This window comes from Photobacterium sp. 2_MG-2023 (assembly GCF_030547675.1).
In the GTDB taxonomy this organism is placed as follows: Bacteria; Pseudomonadota; Gammaproteobacteria; order Enterobacterales; family Vibrionaceae; genus Photobacterium; species Photobacterium arenosum.
In genome coordinates this window covers 18,110-35,442 of sequence record NZ_JAUOQQ010000029.1, presented here as the reverse complement: position 1 = coordinate 35,442, position 17,333 = coordinate 18,110, and the positions used below count along the sequence as shown (strand labels likewise).

Annotated in this window: 15 protein-coding genes; 9 read left to right on the top strand and 6 right to left on the bottom strand. The window is 46.5% G+C overall.

The features are described from left to right. The first annotated feature begins 13 nt into the window (after nt 1-13). From Q4491_RS18900 to Q4491_RS18890, 3 genes are read left to right on the top strand one after another with little or no spacing between them, the layout of a single operon-like run. Nucleotides 14-1,348 carry a TolC family outer membrane protein gene (locus Q4491_RS18900; protein ID WP_303459853.1) on the top strand — a complete coding sequence of 445 codons (1,335 nt, stop codon included), beginning with the start codon at nt 14-16 and terminating at the stop codon, nt 1,346-1,348. Next, nucleotides 1,345-1,935 (top strand): OmpA family protein, encoded by a 591-nt coding sequence (locus tag Q4491_RS18895; RefSeq protein ID WP_192013556.1) that lies wholly within the window; start codon nt 1,345-1,347, stop codon nt 1,933-1,935. Before Q4491_RS18900 ends, Q4491_RS18895 begins: the two co-directional genes overlap by 4 nt. 16 nt (nt 1,936-1,951) lie before the next feature. Next, nucleotides 1,952-2,857, top strand: a complete 906-nt coding sequence (locus Q4491_RS18890) for a PstS family phosphate ABC transporter substrate-binding protein (protein WP_303459849.1) — start codon at nt 1,952-1,954, stop codon at nt 2,855-2,857. Between the two features lie 83 nt (nt 2,858-2,940). Here Q4491_RS18890 and Q4491_RS18885 read toward each other — a convergent pair whose 3' ends face one another. The 3 genes from Q4491_RS18885 to Q4491_RS18875 form a co-directional block, all read right to left on the bottom strand. Next, the gene (locus tag Q4491_RS18885; protein WP_192013560.1) at nt 2,941-4,179 is read right to left on the bottom strand and encodes a GGDEF domain-containing protein; all 1,239 of its coding nucleotides are present in this window, start codon (nt 4,177-4,179) and stop codon (nt 2,941-2,943) included. Between the two features lie 149 nt (nt 4,180-4,328). Then, the gene (locus Q4491_RS18880) at nt 4,329-4,874 is read right to left on the bottom strand and encodes a DUF1415 domain-containing protein (RefSeq protein ID WP_192013562.1); all 546 of its coding nucleotides are present in this window, start codon (nt 4,872-4,874) and stop codon (nt 4,329-4,331) included. An 81-nt stretch (nt 4,875-4,955) separates the two neighbouring features. Beyond that, nucleotides 4,956-6,965 (bottom strand): exoribonuclease II, encoded by a 2,010-nt coding sequence (locus tag Q4491_RS18875; RefSeq protein ID WP_303459846.1) that lies wholly within the window; start codon nt 6,963-6,965, stop codon nt 4,956-4,958. Between the two features lie 411 nt (nt 6,966-7,376). Here Q4491_RS18875 and Q4491_RS18870 point away from each other — a divergent pair, with 411 nt between their 5' ends. Further along, nucleotides 7,377-9,065, top strand: coding sequence for a diguanylate cyclase (locus Q4491_RS18870; protein ID WP_303459843.1), 1,689 nt, complete (start codon nt 7,377-7,379; stop codon nt 9,063-9,065). Nucleotides 9,066-9,279: 214 nt separating this feature from the next. Further along, nucleotides 9,280-11,160, top strand: a complete 1,881-nt coding sequence (locus Q4491_RS18865; protein ID WP_192013569.1) for a DEAD/DEAH box helicase — start codon at nt 9,280-9,282, stop codon at nt 11,158-11,160. Between the two features lie 99 nt (nt 11,161-11,259). Here the strand turns inward: Q4491_RS18865 and Q4491_RS18860 are convergent, their stop codons facing one another. Beyond that, nucleotides 11,260-12,216 carry a LysR family transcriptional regulator gene (locus Q4491_RS18860; RefSeq protein ID WP_303459839.1) on the bottom strand — a complete coding sequence of 319 codons (957 nt, stop codon included), beginning with the start codon at nt 12,214-12,216 and terminating at the stop codon, nt 11,260-11,262. Nucleotides 12,217-12,614: 398 nt separating this feature from the next. Between Q4491_RS18860 and fabG the strand changes: the two genes are divergently transcribed. Together fabG and Q4491_RS18850 are read left to right on the top strand one after the other, a co-directional pair. After that, nucleotides 12,615-13,349: a 3-oxoacyl-ACP reductase FabG gene (gene fabG / locus Q4491_RS18855; RefSeq protein WP_303459837.1), complete on the top strand. Its 735-nt coding sequence runs from the start codon at nt 12,615-12,617 to the stop codon at nt 13,347-13,349. A gap of 618 nt (nt 13,350-13,967) precedes the next feature. Next, a complete protein-coding gene (locus Q4491_RS18850) occupies nt 13,968-14,903 on the top strand; it encodes a DUF4382 domain-containing protein (RefSeq protein ID WP_192013577.1) in 936 nt (311 codons plus the stop codon). Nucleotides 14,904-14,943: 40 nt separating this feature from the next. Here Q4491_RS18850 and Q4491_RS18845 read toward each other — a convergent pair whose 3' ends face one another. Continuing rightward, the gene (locus tag Q4491_RS18845; protein WP_192013579.1) at nt 14,944-15,276 is read right to left on the bottom strand and encodes a DUF3392 domain-containing protein; all 333 of its coding nucleotides are present in this window, start codon (nt 15,274-15,276) and stop codon (nt 14,944-14,946) included. Between the two features lie 202 nt (nt 15,277-15,478). On the opposite strand from Q4491_RS18845, the gene arfB reads away from it, so the two are divergent. Continuing rightward, nucleotides 15,479-15,892 carry an alternative ribosome rescue aminoacyl-tRNA hydrolase ArfB gene (arfB, locus tag Q4491_RS18840; RefSeq protein ID WP_303459836.1) on the top strand — a complete coding sequence of 138 codons (414 nt, stop codon included), beginning with the start codon at nt 15,479-15,481 and terminating at the stop codon, nt 15,890-15,892. A gap of 116 nt (nt 15,893-16,008) precedes the next feature. After that, complete coding sequence (locus Q4491_RS18835) at nt 16,009-16,893, top strand: aspartoacylase (protein WP_237795036.1); 885 nt, start codon at nt 16,009-16,011, stop codon at nt 16,891-16,893. Here Q4491_RS18835 and Q4491_RS18830 read toward each other — a convergent pair. Further along, nucleotides 16,877-17,206: a DOPA 4,5-dioxygenase family protein gene (locus Q4491_RS18830; RefSeq protein ID WP_237795037.1), complete on the bottom strand. Its 330-nt coding sequence runs from the start codon at nt 17,204-17,206 to the stop codon at nt 16,877-16,879. The two genes, Q4491_RS18835 and Q4491_RS18830, sit on opposite strands and share 17 nt — an antisense overlap. Nucleotides 17,207-17,333 lie beyond the last annotated feature (127 nt).

Sequence of the window (17,333 nt, the reverse complement as noted above, 5' to 3'; positions counted from 1 at the left end):
GACAGGATAGGTAATGCGATCCAAACTACTTTTGATGAGTTGTATGCTTGGTTTGACTCCGATGGGAATATCCTCAGCTTATGCGCTTTCTCTTGAAGAGTCGGTCGCTGCAGCAATTGATTACAGCCCGGACGTACTGGGGCAATATGCCAGATTCCAGTCTGTCGTCAGAGATCAGGACGAAGCCCAAGGCTTTTATTTACCCCAGGTTAACCTTTACGCCGCGGCCGGTTATGAAGAAACCCGCTACAGCAGCGGGAATAAAATTGCGCCGGATGACAGGGGGCTGACACGTACTGAAGTGGGCGTGAAAGTGTCACAGCTGATTTTCGATGGCTTGAAAACGTCCGCCAATATTGACCGGCTGGGTTATGAGGCTGAATCTGAACGATTAACACTGATTGCCGACGCCGAAAATGTTGCACTGGATGTCGTGCGGGTCTATCTCGAATATCTGAAGTCGCAACAAATTCTTGAGTTAAGCAAACGGAATGTTATTGACCATGAAACCATTTATAACAATATTCTTGACAGGAAAAACAAAGGGCTGAGCAGTAACTCGGATCTGGCTCAAATCGCAGCCCGTGTGGCAACGGCAAAATCCACGCAAATTTCTGCCCAAAATAATCTGTACGATCAGGAAGCGCAGTTTATGCGATTGGTCGGGCTGCCAACTAAAGAGTTAGTCACGCCTGTATTTGATTACAGCTTATTGCCTCCCGATCTGGACATAGCGATTAACCAGGCTGTTGAAAATCACCCGGAAATACAGGCTGCCATTCTTGATATCAAAGCGGCCCGCGAAGAAGTCAGGCGCGAAAAAGGGGGTTATTACCCTGAGCTGAAACTGGAGGCTTATGGTAATAAAAATGAAAATATCGGGGGCGTAGAAGGGCCGGAGGAAGATGCTCGTGTCATGCTCACTTTAGATTATGACTTGTTTAACGGGGGAAGTACCAATGCCCGCATCGAGTCGGCAGCATGGCGGGCAGAGCAAGCCAGATCAATCCGTTTAAGAGCTGAACGCCAGGTACGGGAAGGTACAACACTGGCATGGAATGCCTACAACATGCTGGAGACTCAGAAGCAATTGTTGCAACAGAACGTCGATGCGGCCAAAGCAGCAGAGGATGGCTATGTGCAGCAGTTCAACGTCGGACGTCGCAGCCTGCTTGATGTACTTGATGCTAAAGTGGAAGTCTTTCTTGCCAGAAAGAACTACGTGAATGCGTCATACGATCACACCCTGGCTGCTTACCGAATGTTCAATGCTATGGGGATTCTGACTTATGCATTGCGTGTAGAACACCCTGAAGAATGGCAGACAGAGAAGGAGAAACAAGGATGAGACATAGTCAGATTGGATTGATCACCCTGTCTTTATTAATACTGTCTGCCTGTGCTGACATGCCGGATACGGCAACAACACGTCATCAGATTGATGACCTGCGTGATGCCGATCAGGATGGTGTGATCAATCAAAGAGATATCTGTTTAGACACTCTCCGGGGCGCCCAGGTTGATGAGCATGGCTGTGCTTCCTGGCAGGTGTTTGAAAAATTAGATGTTTTATCTGTGTACTTTAACTTTGATGATGACCATATTCGGTTGGATCAGTCAGACTCATTTGATGAGCTTTTGACTATCATGAATGACAATCACGAAGCCAAAGTGATTTTAGTGGGGGATACCAGCCCGGAAGGTACCGATGAATATAATGATGCGTTGGCACAAAGGCGTACAGGTGTCATCAAAGATGCACTGGTGCTGAACGGTATTGCCCCGGAACGTATTTCTGAGCAGCGATATACGCAGATAACGTCGCTGACCCAGTTTTTAAAAGTACGTAAACGCCGCACTATTGCTGTTGTTACTAAGCAGGAAATGGCAGTGAAGCCAGCTTGGACAATTTTCAGTTCCGAGCAAACTCAGTGACAGGATAAATCACACCATGCGATTGATGACACACACCCTGATTGCAGCGGGGATCATGCTGGCCACCGGTTCAGTGCAAGCTGCGGTAGCCGTTGAAAAAGAGCTGAATGTAATGGTCAAAGAACTGGCCAATGCGCAAAATACCCCCGTTCAACTGATTGAGAAAGGCGATATTCAGGCAGCCATGATCGCCGATGAAGCCCGTCTGGGTATCAGCTCCCGCAAATGGCTGGATAGCGAAATAGCCTTGTTTGAGAACGCATTCGGTTATCGTCCAGTACAGATATTTTTTACCTACGATGCGGTTTCTATTCTTGTTAATAAAGATAACCCCGTAAGAGCCATGTCGATGGGACAGCTGAAACAGATTTTTGGTTGCCAGGATACACCTCAGAAGCTGGACTGGCGTCAGCTGCCAGATCATCAGAATGACGACTTTTCTGAGGCTGTTCCTTATGCTGTCTCGGGTGAACTGGACACGCATTTAAACTTTTCTAAGCTGGTGGACTGCGGCAGTGAGCAATATCTGGCTACACAGTTTCTCCGCAGCCATGATGAAATGAATGATAAGATTCGCAGTGATATCAATGCGATTGGTTACTCGGTATTACCCGAGCTGCCTGATGAGCTGAAACGGATTGCAATTTTGGATGACAGAGGCAAAGCCTTCACCATAGATCCGGAAACCGTGCTGTCGGGGCGTTATCCATTGGCAAATGTCTATTTTCTGTCGTTGAACATCCCACCCAAGCAGCAAGGGCTGACAAGTGAGCAGCAGGTGCTGGTTGACTTAACGCTTGACCAGGAAAACCAGTCAATAATTGAAAAGCATGGTTTTCTGCCGCTGCCTGCAGAAGCGGTGCACAGAAATCAAGTCAAATTAAAGCAGGTATTGCCTATGGTTGTCGGCGGTTATAAATAGCCACTGGACAGAAAGAAATGTAACAGCCTTATCAATACGATAAGGCTGTTACGCTTTTAAACAGATTGCGAGCGACAGGTGTGCTACACAACCTGATTTCGGCCGTTTTGCTTAGCTTTATACAGTGCTTTGTCTGCCACTTTTAAAACGTTAGCGGTTCTGGAGTCTTCCAGGCTGTCTGCAACACCAATACTGACGGTAATTTGTACCACTTCGGATTGCTTGCTCTTTCCGCGTTTTCGCTTACCGTCTTCATCATCAGAAGGTCGCTTTTCGAAATCTCTGATGTGCATAGGGTAGCTGGCTATGGCTTCACGTAATTCTTCAAGCGCATCAAGACACTGATTTTTGGTTTTTCCCTTAATTAAGATGGTGAACTCTTCGCCACCATAACGGTACACATCCGCTTTGATATTGATATTAAGGAGTAGCTGGGCAACTAAACGCAGTACATCATCGCCCGTCTTATGGCCGAATTTATCATTGAATTTCTTGAAGTGATCGACATCCAGCATTGCCAGTGTGTATGTGCGGCCAAGGTGCTTTAACTCAGTTTCCATTGCCCGGCGTCCGGGTATGCCCGTCAGCGGATCAATGAAAGCCAATTCATGCGAACAGGAAATCAGATTCAGTAACAGCAAACTGGAAGCGGCTGTAAAGGCAACACTGGAAATATAGGGCTGCTGGAACTGAAATAGCGTTAGCCCGGTAAACAGCAGACAGATGAAGGTGGCCTGATCATAGCCTTGATTTCTTTTCAGAATAATAGAAGCGCTGGCACAAGCCAGGGCAACAATCATGATTATTAAGAGCAGAGGTAACGGTGAATACTCACCGATGGTATAAAAATACATCTGCCAGGTGGCGTTATAATGTTCAGGGTTTACATGATTGATCAGTAACCAGCCCCAGCAAAGCTGCAGGCCCAGCACGCTGAGGTAGATCAAACCAAAGCGCGAGAAAAGCCGCCTTTCAGGAATAAAGTGAAGTTGGAACAGGTTAAGCGGCAGCAGTACTGCCAGTAAAATATATGTTACCCCGGTTTGCGACTGAGAAAGTGGCGCCTGCAGGTTTTGCTGAATCAGATAGTAGGCAAGTAGCATCAGCATTGCGCTGATTCCAGTTTTACTTTGGTTGAATGGCTGACACAACATCATTACCAGACTCAGCAATATGTAGGGAAGCAGTAGCAAAACATCAACGTGTTGCGACATGATAGCAACGATGTCGCTATGAGCCGCAAAAGTGCCTGCCACAAGGGCCAAAGGCAGAGCGAAACGCATTTTGGCGTTTCTAAATACTGAAAATGAGAGTGTATGCATTACAATATTCCCTATCAAGGAGATATCATAGCTAACTTAATGCTTAATCCCAACACATTTGAATGTTTACACTCGATAAGGTTGGTCAATGAGTTCTTTTGATTCATAGGTCAGAGGTATGAAATTAATAAGCCCTGCATGGTTATCATTTAGGCTTTGCTAAATAAAAACGGGAAAAGACGGCGAATGTCTTTCTCGGATAATGCATTCATTTTTTCAATATTGCGCTCAGGTATTCCTTCAGGATCAGGATAGTGAGCCAGCACTTTTTCCATACTATCTTCACGAATGAGGTGAAAGATGGGGTACGGAGCCCGGTTTGTCAGGTTTTCAGCATCTTCTGGTCTAGTCCCGTAAAAATAATAATCGGGGTGAAAACTGGCAACCTGATAGATACCATCCCGGTCGCACTGTCTGATTAAGGCATCCACCATATCAAGAAACTGATTGTACTCGTCAAAATCCTGTAAAACGTTAGGGCAAACGATAAGGCTTGTATCAAGATCACACACTGGTGTCTCATCCAAACGTATTAACTCCTGATAGATACTTTCCATCAGTGTTTCGAGAGAATCCGTCTCATAAATTGCAATACGAATTTGTCCCTTTCTGCGCGGTTTTGCTGCAAACGGGCACAGATTCAAACCAATGACGACATTATCAAGCCATTGTTCAACGTTATGGAGATACGACATGGAATACCAGAGTGTGTGTATGACTATTCAGATTGGAGAGTGAAACCAGGTTGGAGAGTTCCAACCTGGTTCTTGGGATTATCACGCTTTTTCGGTTTCGGCCTGATTTTCTTCGGGTTCCTGAGCGTTAATCTCAGGGAATTGCTTAACAGGTTTGGCAACCAATTGACGTGTGGTTTCACGGACTTCTGTCAGGACAATGTCGAAGTGATCACCAAGCTGGAACTCGCGCACTTTATCGATATTAATGATGCCCAGATCACCGTTACATTCGATGCGTTGCTTATTGTCCAGAATCAGTGGCGCAGGAATAAAGGCCGAAGCACCGTTTTCAAGCAAGCGAACACGCATGCCGGCGCGATTGATATCGAACACTTCAGCGGTAAAGACTGTACCTTCCTGAACCGCGTCTTTTAGCAGGCGAACATATAGCCAGTCAGCTACATCACGTTCTGCCATACGGTGATTACGGCGATGGGTGGCAATTTCCTCACCAATATTGTCATCTGGCGTTTGAGTCGGCTCATTGCCGGAAATGACCGCTTTCAGCATCCGGTGATTGATCATATCGCCGTATTTACGAATCGGAGAAGTCCAGGTTGCGTAGACATCCAGGCCCATTGCGAAATGCGGAGCAGGTGTGTTGCCTACTTCACTGTAGGCCTGGAATTTGCGCAGTCGGTTATCCAGATAAGTGGTATCAAGCGTGTTCAGCCAACGGCGAAGGGCGCTAAAGCCTTCCAGCGTCAGCAACTGCTCTTTGTCGAATGGCGCTTCTGCATTGGTCAGGAAGTCCATGGCGGTATCGAGTTTTTCAGGATTGAAGCCAGCATGAGTGTTGTAAACACCTTTGCCGAATTTTTCCTGAAGCATACGTCCGGCACAGATATTCGCGGTGATCATGGCTTCTTCGATCATTCGGTTCGCAGTGCGACGAGGATCGGTATGTATTGCGATCACATTGTTGTCTTCGCTCAATTCGAAGCGGTAGTCCGGACGATCCGGGAACACCACGGCGTTTTTGCTGCGCCATTCGCTACGGGCATTGGCAAAAGCCTGCAGGGCTCGTACCTGCTCATCGATAACTGCAGAAGGAGACCAGTTTGCTGAGCTGCAATTTTCCAGGTAGTCGGAGACATCATCGTAGCTTAAACGGCCTTGTGAACGGATCCATGCCGCAAAGAAAGTAATGTCGTCGCCAATCACACCGTCTTTATCCACCGTTACACGGCAACATAGGGCAGGGCGTTTTTCATTCTCCATCAGAGAACAAAGCTCATCGCTCAGCTCGCGTGGCAACATAGGGATGTTGCGGCCTGGCAGGTAGATTGTGAAGCCGCGCTCGCGAGCTTCCTTATCCATTTCATTGCCAACTTCGATGTAAGACGTCGGATCGGCAATCGCTATAGTGATTTCGAAGCTGCCATCTTCTTTCGCTACGGTATAAATGGCATCGTCCATGTCTTTGGTTGATTCGCCATCAATAGTAATGAAAGGTATTTCTGTCAGGTCTTCACGTGTCAGACCTTCGTCAAGCATGTTCCAGCTCTCTTGCGGAGCAGGTTCAGCATTAGGAAGATCATGGCGTGCCAGCGTGACCCACCATGGGGCAATTTTATCTTCGCTATCGGTAATTTTTTCTTTGATTTCACAGAAGAAAGTCTTGTTATCGCCAACAAGAGGATGGCGAGTCAGATGAGCGACAACCCAGTCACCTTCTTTCAGGGTTTCAGGGTTTAATCCCTTGACTGTACGAGCTTTGATAGCTTCTTTCAGCTGTGGATGATCCGGAACAACATTCAGGCGGTCTTTGATCAGTTTGACGCGGCCGATAAAGCGAGTCATGAACTGTTCAACCAACTCTTGCGGCTCAGCAACTTCACGCTCTTTTTCTGTACGAATAACAGCAATGACACGATCGCCGTGCATTACCTTTTTCATATAGTTAGGTGGAATGAAGATGCTTTCTTTTCCATCGACTTCCAGAAAACCAAAACCGCGGTCAGTGGCTTTGATTTGGCCTTCCTTCTTAGGAAGCGATTCTTGAATTTGTTTTTTCAATTGTGCTAAAAGCGGATTATCTTGAAACATTATGCCTGGTCCCGGATTATGAACCGTCACACTATACGTATTAACAGGCTCAAAACCAAGGGTAATCCGACTTTTCCGGCTTTCACTGTCAAGAAGGGCAGTGAGTGCTGTTGATAAAGCTATTCATTCAGCAGAAATTCTGGTTATCCAGATCTGGGTAATCATTTGTCGGAAAAGTGTCAGAACGACTTAATATACAATGATATACCTATCAATGGCCGGATAAACGCCTCTGGTGGAATAACGGACATTAATTGTTCATATTAATGATTGGTCACAAATGTTGCAGAAAGTTATCCTTCAATTTTCGAAGTGTGCATCTGAGGTCGTTATTATTTTCAATCTGGAGTATTTTGTACTCTGTTCTACCCACGATGAAGTGATAAGACAGATAATCGCGTAAGGAAAAGCATGCCGTTTAAACTCAACGATGAGTTGGATAAACTCGTTGATACGCTTGCCCGTCAGGCAAACATGGAGCGTTGGTGCCATCGTTTGCTTTCAACGCTGCATCATATGCTGGATTTAACCTATCTGACATTGCTAGTTGAGCATGAAGGCCAATCGAAAGTGCTAGCTAGCTGGATGGGTAATGAAGAGTTTAAGTATTACCTGCATCCTTTACCCTTGTCGAACTACAATGGTGTACCAGCAGATTTACTTTTAGAATCCAAACAATCCCGTAAGGCCGTTTCTGCCCAGTCTGCAACGCCGTTCAAAGCCATCTGGACAGAACAGACAGGCGATTGGCGCCGGGTGATTTTTCCGATCATAATGCACGAAAAAGTCGTTGCCTATTTATACGCAGAAACGCCAATCCCAGAACGTCTGGATGACAACCTGAAAGCCTTCGAGCGAGTACTGTTATTGATAGCGTCTGATATCAGTGTACATATGCTGCGTGAAGAAGCACTGACACATAATATCAGCCGGCGCAGTGTTGAGGCTGAACTGGAAGTTCGTAACTACTCGCTCAGAGAATACTTATCTTTACTAAAGCAGTTACATGAGGTCACGCTGGCACTTGCAGAATCCAACGATCTGGATTGTCTGTACAGAACCGCGATAGAGCTGGGCCGGCAAAAGCTGGGGATCGATCGGTTAGCTATCTTTCTGACCGATATGCAGCATTACACCATGCAGGGGACGTACGGCACTGATCCTCAGGGCAATGTTGTGTCTCGCCGCACTTTTGTTAACGATATTCCTGATCATCCGCTGGTCCATGAAGCACTCAGTCGCAAAGACGTGGTAGTGGTTAAGGAAAATGCGCCTCTTTATTATGGTACGCAGCAGGTCGGTACAGGCTGGAATGCCATGATATCAATGTGGAACAGTGACAACTGTATTGGCTGGATTGCAGCGGATAACCTGATCAGCCAGCGAAGCCTGACTGATCACCAGAAAGAAATCATGAAATTATTTGGCGCGGCGCTGGGCCAGCAAATCGTGATTAAGCAAAGTCATGAAGCATTAACCAAGCTGAATGCTGAACTCGAACAGCGCGTGCATTTACGCACCCAGGAATTACAGCAGACCAATAAGGCATTAGAAGACGCTAACCGGCGGCTGGAAGCCTGGTCCATGCAGGATGGCCTGACCGGCGTGGCGAACAGACGGTTTTTTGATCTGACGTTGAAGCGTTATTGGCAGGTGGCCAAACGCAAACAGTTACCGCTAAGTATTATTATTCTGGATGTGGATCATTTTAAGTCTTTTAATGATACCTATGGGCACCAAAGAGGCGATGTGTGTCTTAAACAGGTCGCGGTGACATTAGACAATATAGTGAACCGGTATGAGAAAGCGGTATTCAGCCGTTATGGCGGTGAAGAGTTTGTCTGTCTTGTACCGGAAATGGATGCTGAGACGCTCCGGCTACTGGCAGAGGAAATGCTTGATGCCGTCAATCAGTTAAAGATCCCGCATTCTGGTACGCGTCAAGGGGTTATCAGTATCAGTATGGGTCTGTATTCCAGAATGCCGACGGAAAACATTCAGGAAGAGGTGCTGTTAGCAGGTGCTGATCAGGGGTTATATCTCGCGAAACAAGGTGGCAGGAATCAATATTTTCAATGGGATGAGAATCAGTATGCCTAGAAAACTTGTCAGAATGTACATATCGCAAGCTGTTTGAATAATAAATAATTGCTTAAGTTATAATTTGTGACAGCAATCAATTTTTTCTGGTAATTTCGACTTGAATAGCGCACAATGCGCGCCTTAGTCGAGGCCCATGCTTGTGGATACAGTTGCTGAACCGTGTTAAAGGCAAAGGGGCCCCGTTTACGTTCGATTACCTATTGGGATCCCAATGCAAGAATCTGTTACAGAATTTCGCCAGTTAGAACTGGCCGACACTCTTTTATCCGCACTTGATGCGATGGGCTTCGTGGCACCTACTCCAATTCAGGCTGCTTCCATTCCACTTCTTTTAACCGGCACCGATGCGCTGGGTCAGGCTCAGACTGGTACAGGTAAAACTGCTGCATTCTCTCTGCCTCTGCTGAACAAAATTAACCTGAAGCAACATAAGCCTCAGGCAATTGTTATGGCTCCTACTCGTGAGCTGGCTATTCAGGTTGCTGCTGAAATTAAGAACCTGGGTAAAAATATCCAGGGTCTGAAAGTATTAGAAATCTACGGCGGTGCGTCTATCGTCGATCAAATGCGTGTGCTTAAGACTGGCGCTCACATTGTTGTTGGTACCCCTGGTCGTGTGAAAGATCTGATCAGCCGTGATCGCCTGCACCTGGATGAAGTCCATACTTTCATTCTGGATGAAGCCGATGAAATGCTGAAAATGGGTTTCGTTGACGACGTTACCTGGATTCTGGAGCAAGCGCCAGAGTCAGCACAACGCGTACTTTTCTCTGCAACTATGCCACCTATGGTGAAGGAAATCGTTGACCGATTCCTGCGCGATCCTGCACGCATTGATGTTGCGGGTGAAAACCGTACCGTAGCGAAAGTAGAACAGCAATTCTGGGTCGTAAAAGGCGTAGAGAAAGACGAAGCTATGATTCGTATGCTGGAAACTGAAGAAACCGATGCATCAATCGTTTTCGTCCGTACCCGTCAGGATACTGAGCGACTGGCTGATTGGCTGTCTTCACGTGGCTTTAAAGCGGCTGCACTTCACGGTGATATTCCTCAGTCTCTGCGTGAGCGTACAGTTGATCACATCAAACGTGGCGTTATCGATATTCTGGTAGCCACTGACGTTGTTGCTCGTGGTCTTGATGTACCACGTATTACGCACGTATTTAACTACGACATCCCGTTTGATGTTGAATCTTATATCCACCGTATTGGTCGTACTGGCCGTGCAGGACGTAAAGGTAAAGCGATTCTTCTGGTTCGCACTAACCAGATCCGCATGCTGCGTACCATTGAGCGTGTAACGAAATCCCGTATGGAAGAGATTCAGCTTCCTATGCGTGATGACGTAGCTCTGGCGCGTTTGGATCGTCTGGGTAAAGAGCTGGAAGAGCAGAAAGAAAGCGCCAGCCTGGAAGCATTTGTAGAGCTGGTTGAGAAACTGCAAGGTTCAGTGGATGTTGATGCGACCACTTTGGCAGCCATTCTGCTGAAACGTCAGCAAGGTAATCGTCCTTTGTTCTATAAAGGTCCGGACCCTATGATTGCTGCGATCGAGCGTGAGAAACAACGTCGTGATCGTCGTGGTGACCGCCCTGAACGTGGCGAGCGCAGTGAACGAGGCGAGCGTCGTGAGCGCCGTCAGTCCAACAATGCCGATTGGGATACTTACCAGTTGCAAGTTGGCCGTGAACAAGGTGTTCAGGTTAAAGACATCGTTGGTGCTATCGCGAACGAGCTGGGTCTGAGCAAAGACTATATCGGTGCTATCAAACTGGCTCCTGAGCATACTTATGTTCAGTTACCTAAGAAGATGACCCCGGAAATCATCGCTCAACTGAAGAAACTGCGTATTCGTCAGAATGACGTGAAAGCCGTGGTTGTTGAAGACAATGTTCTTCGTGAACACCGTCGTGGCGGCCGTGATGGCGCACCACGTGATGGTGCACCGCGCGGTGGACGTGATGGAAACCGTGGCCGTCGTGAAGGCGAGCGCCGTTTTGATCGCAACCGTGGTGGCGATCATCGTGGCAGCTTCCGTGGCGAGCGTAACCACGCTCCACGTCAGGAACGCAGTAAGCCAAGCGCTGAGTAATTGCTGACTGAAATGCCATGAAAGAAAAACCGGGGTTTCCCCGGTTTTTTTATGCCTGAAATTCACCGGGAACACTATGGCAGAAAATATATGACAGATTTATCCTGTTACTCGTATTCTGATGGGGTCGGGTAACCCCAGGGCTTTTTTATTTATTCTGTCCATTTCCTCAACGCGTTCAATTAAATAGTCTTTAAAATTAACACAACGTACAGGCATGTACTTACGGGGTTTAAAGTAAAGATTAAGTTCAAACTGGCTGCTGACATAATTTTTGAGAACAGCTTGAAGCCGGCCGTTATTTAATTCTTCACTGACAAGACTGTAAGGCAGATAAGCGATACCACCTCCGGCAAGCGCAATATTCTTCAGTATTTCGCTGTCGTCAGCTTCAACGGTTTGGGCTATTTCTACGGAATTGTACTCACCATGTTGCTCAAAAATCCATTTATTGCCACCGACCAGTGTCGTAGCGTAAAGACAAAAATGCTGTTTTAACTGTTCGGGGAGGCGCGGCTCACCGTACTGTGCGATATATTTGGGTGAACAACAGGCGATAAGTGGTTCACGGATGAGCGATCGTTTTACCAGCAGACTGTCTTTATCTTGAAAACCTCTGTAGGTTGCGTTTGCACGGATAGCGAAGTCAACTTCATGAACATGATCGACTTCAAATGCCGTTTCTAGAACAACAAAATTGATAGACGGATGGAGCTGGACATATTCACCAATAATCTGGCTGAGGTAACGCTTAGCAAACAGAGGTGTGCTGGCTATGCGTATCTGGCCTTTATCTTCATTACTCAGATTCTGAACTTCATTGAATACATCATTGATTTCACTGTTTATCAGGTTAAACCTGTCATACAAACGCTGTCCTGCCTGGGTCGGTGATATTTTCCGTGTCGTCCTTTTTAACAGGCTGACCCCCATGCTTTCTTCCAGCTCATTGAGCCAGCGGCTGCCGGCAGACGCAGAAATCCCGTATTGCTTTGCAGCTTCACTTAACGAGCCATTTCGCACTACGTGTAGAAAAAAAACTACTTTATCAAGCATGTCTGCATCTGATCCTTGCGCACTTCCCTGATACATTTATAGCAAATGCCGTCTTCATTACCAGTGAAGAGTTCATGACGAGGGAGTGATAACGACTAATCCTCTGTTTTATATGGAATAGTACAGGTGACTCAGGGGAGAAATGCGACCTGTGTAATTTAATGTCATATTGGTAACAAACTGTCTTGATAAAGTTGATGATTATTGCTGCGGTATGCAGCAGGGCGATTTGATTAATAGATTCATTAGAGTGGTCGCAAAGGTGAATTGCAGCATTGAGGGTAATCTTTTGATTTGTTTCATCTAAAATCAACATGATGGAAGTGAGCGGTGAAGCAGTGTGCCCGCACTGGATTCGATTTTCGCTTCAGTTTTTTTGAACTAAGAGGGAATTAAGTATGTTGAACAATAAAGTTTGCATCGTTACGGGAGGCGCACAAGGCATAGGCCGTTGTATTGTCGAGACCTTTGCTAACCAGCAGGCTGAAATTGTCTATGCCTGTGATATGAATGCAGCAGCTATGGCTGAACTGGAGAAAACTTACAAAAATGTAAAAGCCATTGAGTTGAATGTCTGTGACCGGGAGTCGGTTAGTCGCTTTGTTGACAACATTGTAAAAGATTATGGTCGTGTAGATGTGCTGGTAAATAATGCGGGGATCACCAGAGATAACCTGATTGATAAAATGACGGAAAATGAGTGGGATATGGTATTGGACGTGAACCTGAAAGGGGTGTTCAATATGACGCAGGCAGTGGCACCTGTGATGATGGCGTCCGGCGCAGGATCAATCATTACTATGTCATCTGTGGTAGGTACCGATGGTAATATTGGACAAAGCAATTATGCCGCCACTAAAGGCGGAGTGATAGCGATGACTAAGGGCTGGGCTAAAGAATTTTCACGAAAAGGTGCTCAGGTGCGAGCTAACTGTATCGCTCCTGGCTTTGTGGAAACGCCGCTGACCGTTAACCTGCCTGAAAAAATCCTGGAGTATATGAAATCGAAAACACCATTGCAGCGTATGGGTAAGCCAGAAGATATTGCAAACGGTGCGTTGTTTTTAGCCAGTGATAATTCCGCGTTTATCACTGGGCAGACACTGAAAATTGATGGTGGCCTTGTCATTTAATTCTCAGGTTTCTGCCGTTGCTTTGTTCACAGAAGCCTTGAGAAATCGAGGCTTTTTTGTTTTTAAGTCTTTCAAGTGAGATCTCAGTCCAAAGATGCATTTATGGTCATTTGTCCTAATAATTATGCCACTCTGAGTGAATGTAAATGTGTATAAATCATCTTTAAATATTCCGTATAACACCGTATTATTCCGGTCATTGGCATATTTTTGAGGTGAGTGAGTGCTTTTGGGTTATATTGCACCAAGTTTGCTGCTTATCGTTGTAGGGTGTTTGTTCACACTTGCAATGGCATTACATAAGCAATGGCTGTGGCTGACTCGTCTCTCGCTGATTGGTTTGCTGCTGGCAGCCGCGATGGTTGTTAAGTATCAATATCAGGATCTGCAGTCAGTAGGCTCCTGTCTTCATCGCCTTGAGAATCCTCGTTCTGTCCAGCATGGCTGCATACGGATGGATTAATCCCGTAACAAATAAGAAGCTTGTTTTTCATCACAGCATGCTCTGAGGGTATTTCCCTGCTCGCCATTGTCATCTTGTTGTTAACTTTCGTTGCGGATAATGCTTTGACTGCAATAACTCGTTAAGCTTGCTCAAAAAGCGAGTGGAGCAGTCAAATGAAAAAATTAATGATAGCCGCTACGGTAAGTATGCTATTGGCAGGTTGTGGCTCAGATTCAGATGACCAGTCGACGGGAAAACTTTCCCTGGCTATGTCTGACGCCCCGGTTGATGGTTTAAAGCAAGTCTGTGTGGCATTTGACAATATCACGGTTCATCACACAGGGGGCAGTGAAGCGTCTTGGGGAACAACGTCTTTTGCCGCTGCTCAAAGCTCAGCATCGTGCGTGCCAGATGGACTTTCTATTCCTGAAGATGCGAACGGGAATCCTGAGTTCATGGTGATTGACCTGCTGGATTACCAAGGTGCAAATGCCCTTCAGGTGCTGAGCGATGAAGTATTACTTGCCGGTCAATATACTCAGATGCGCCTCTCTGTATTGGAAAAGGGCACATATACTGACGGCACACCTTATTCGCATGTTGTTACTGAAAGTGATGCTGTGGAAAGTATTCGCGTCCCGAGCGGTGAACTGAAACTTGATGGATTTACTGTCGAGGCTGATTCAACCCAGGCTTATACCATTGAATTTGACTTGCGCAAAAGTATGGTACTTAATGCCAACGGCTACCAGCTGAAACCTCGTGGTGTCCGTGTGGTTGATAATACAGCAGTCGCTGCCATTGACGGCACGGTAAGCGCATCGTTGTGTAGTGGCGACTTGTCTGATGCATTTGTCTATGTGTATTCAATAGCCAATGGCGGTCAGTTTGGTGATTTAGGTTCTGACAATGAACCTGTGTCATCAGCAGCTGTTGATCCTGTCACTGGTCAGTATGAGATTGGTTACTTGCCATTAGATACTTATGACCTGAACCTGGTTTGTAACGGTAATGAAGATAATCCGGAGCAAGCCGGTGATACCCTGATTGTTGATATCACACTACTGGACCAAATACTTGGCACCGATGGTTTGACAGTGAATTTCTAATCGGTCCACTTAATAAATTAACCGCCGCAAGGCGGTTAATTTACACTTGGTTATTCCTTTGCGCCCAGCTGCCAAGAAAGATGAAAGTCCCCACTATTACGGTAAACAGCCATACATTACTCATCCCGCTCAACTGCCTGGCTAACCAGGGTGCGGCAGCAATGATCATAAAGCCATAGCCGAATGCATTCACAAAAATGAAGGCACAGGTGCGCAGGATAAAGTTCGTCCCCGACAGATAACGCCGCAGTATCATATTGATATCTGAGCCAAATACCACGAGCAGGCATGCCATCATGGCCGTTGCGATGTCGCTGATCCAAGGGCGTAAAAACTGGCCAGATTCTGCGATATACCCCAGTAAAATATTCATAACTGACTGTTGTAAAACATAATGATTGTTGATGACGACAGGATACGCTCACTCAAGGAAACGATGAATCCCCCCGCAGGCGAGATGCAGAGCAGATCACATATTGAAGGTGTTATCAGCCTGGGTAATTTGGCTTTTCACTGGCATTTCATGCTTCAGGCCCAGATAATACCAGTAGGGAAGTCCAAACGATTAAGTGGTTATGTTGCAGATATCGAACACAGTACAAATAGCAGACTGGGAAATAGAAATTACCGCCATTCGCGCTCAGGGAGCGGGAGGGCAGAATGTCAATAAAGTCTCTAGTGCCATACACTTGCGTTTTGATATTAAGCGCTCCACTTTGCCTGATTTTTATAAAGAAAAGCTGTTGCAGCTCTCTGATCAGCGGATAACCAAAGAGGGTGTGATTATCATCAAGGCTCAGCAGTTCAGAACTCAGGAGCAGAATAAAGAAGATGCGCTGCAGAGGCTGCAGACCTTGATTCAGTCAGCAGCCAGGCAAGAGAAAAAACGCCAGCCCACAAAGCCGACCAAATCCTCTCAGCGGCGGCGGGTAGATAAGAAAACCCAGCGTGGGCAGGTCAAATCGATGAGAGGCAAGGTAACGCATTAAGCGTTTGAATAAATTCGCCTTAAATGCGCCTGTTTATTCGTTTGTTTGCCGCTAAGAAGGCTGGCATACTGAGATTCTCTTCAAGTTTTCTGATAATCCAAGTGGTGATGATAAGGATGAAAAGCATTAATTCTGTAGCCGTTGTGGGCGGTACTCACGGTAATGAATTCAGCGGTATTTATTTGCTGCGCAAATGGCAACAAGATGCCAGTCGCATTACCCGAGAGAGCTTCACTACGCAGACTCTGTTTGCTAATCCCAAAGCGCACGAAGAGAATAAACGCTACCTTGACAGCGATCTGAACCGTCAGTTTGCGGTAGAAGATCTGGCCAACCCTGAGCTGGCGAACTACGAGCAAAGCAGGGCAAAGGTCATGAATGCGGTTTTGGGGCCAAAAGGGGATGCCAAAACAGATTTCATCATTGATTTACACAATACAACCAGCAACATGGGGCCTACGTTAATAGTGCTGCAATCGGATGATTTCAATATTCGAATGGGCGCGTATGTTAAAGCACACATGCCTGAAGCTGTAGTGGTCTTTGAAGATCAAATTCCACTGGCTGAGCATAAGTTTGTCTGCTCTATTGCAGAGCAGGGTGTGATTGTTGAGATTGGCCCTCAGCCGCAATCTGTCATTCGCCAGGATGTGCTGGATTGGATGGAGACAATGACAGGCCATATCCTGGATTATGTCGATCTGTATAACAAAGGCCAATTGCCGGAACTGCCCCCGACCTATGAAGCATTCCGTTACACAGAAACCTTAAAACTGCCAGAAAACGCGCAAGGCGAGCGAATCGGCATGGTGCATAAAAATGTACAGGATAACGATTTCAGACCTCTGCATGGCGGCGATCCTATCTTTACCCTGTTTGACGGCAGTGAGATTTGCTGGGACGGCGATTATGAAGCTTACCCGCATTTCATTAATGAAGCGGCGTACTACGACAATAACCTGGCTATGTCTCTGGCGGAAAAGATTACCGTTGAGCTGTAAAAATCTCAGTGTGCACGGGTAATTGTTTACCCAGCCAGCGAGCATGAATTGTGTGATCATTGAGCTCATTTTCTGATACCGGGTGGATCAGTACAGACAGACCTTCTCTGTGCTGATCCAGCCAGTCAATAAAGCCTGTCTGGTTATCGGCAAAATGCATTTCAAACATCGGTTTGTCGTGTGGGCCTACCAAGCGTGGCACCAGCGGGTAAATCGCCAGAATATCGGCTTTTCTTTCTGCAATGATGCGCTGGCGCACCTGCTCAGCTAAATCCAGTTGTGGTAAATCAAAATACACGTGAGCGTGAAACATACTGACTCCCCTTCTTGCAGCGAATGCCTTTCCCATGCCTTCATCTTACTTTGACCATGGCGCAGTACCAGAGTGCCGAAGTGAATAGATCGTTCGAAAAAGTTGAACTAGCCGGAGGTTAATAGCG

Coding starts and splice junctions, on each gene's coding strand:
- Q4491_RS18870 (WP_303459843.1), top strand. CDS start 7,377: ATGCCGTTTAAACTCAACGATGAGTTGGATAAACTCGTTGATACGCTT.
- Q4491_RS18890 (WP_303459849.1), top strand. CDS start 1,952: ATGCGATTGATGACACACACCCTGATTGCAGCGGGGATCATGCTGGCC.
- Q4491_RS18865 (WP_192013569.1), top strand. CDS start 9,280: ATGCAAGAATCTGTTACAGAATTTCGCCAGTTAGAACTGGCCGACACT.
- Q4491_RS18860 (WP_303459839.1), bottom strand. CDS start 12,216: ATGCTTGATAAAGTAGTTTTTTTTCTACACGTAGTGCGAAATGGCTCG.
- Q4491_RS18850 (WP_192013577.1), top strand. CDS start 13,968: ATGAAAAAATTAATGATAGCCGCTACGGTAAGTATGCTATTGGCAGGT.
- Q4491_RS18875 (WP_303459846.1), bottom strand. CDS start 6,965: ATGTTTCAAGATAATCCGCTTTTAGCACAATTGAAAAAACAAATTCAA.
- Q4491_RS18845 (WP_192013579.1), bottom strand. CDS start 15,276: ATGAATATTTTACTGGGGTATATCGCAGAATCTGGCCAGTTTTTACGC.
- Q4491_RS18885 (WP_192013560.1), bottom strand. CDS start 4,179: ATGCATACACTCTCATTTTCAGTATTTAGAAACGCCAAAATGCGTTTC.
- Q4491_RS18830 (WP_237795037.1), bottom strand. CDS start 17,206: ATGTTTCACGCTCACGTGTATTTTGATTTACCACAACTGGATTTAGCT.
- arfB (WP_303459836.1), top strand. CDS start 15,479: ATGTTGCAGATATCGAACACAGTACAAATAGCAGACTGGGAAATAGAA.
- Q4491_RS18900 (WP_303459853.1), top strand. CDS start 14: ATGCGATCCAAACTACTTTTGATGAGTTGTATGCTTGGTTTGACTCCG.
- Q4491_RS18895 (WP_192013556.1), top strand. CDS start 1,345: ATGAGACATAGTCAGATTGGATTGATCACCCTGTCTTTATTAATACTG.
- Q4491_RS18835 (WP_237795036.1), top strand. CDS start 16,009: ATGAAAAGCATTAATTCTGTAGCCGTTGTGGGCGGTACTCACGGTAAT.
- fabG (WP_303459837.1), top strand. CDS start 12,615: ATGTTGAACAATAAAGTTTGCATCGTTACGGGAGGCGCACAAGGCATA.
- Q4491_RS18880 (WP_192013562.1), bottom strand. CDS start 4,874: ATGTCGTATCTCCATAACGTTGAACAATGGCTTGATAATGTCGTCATT.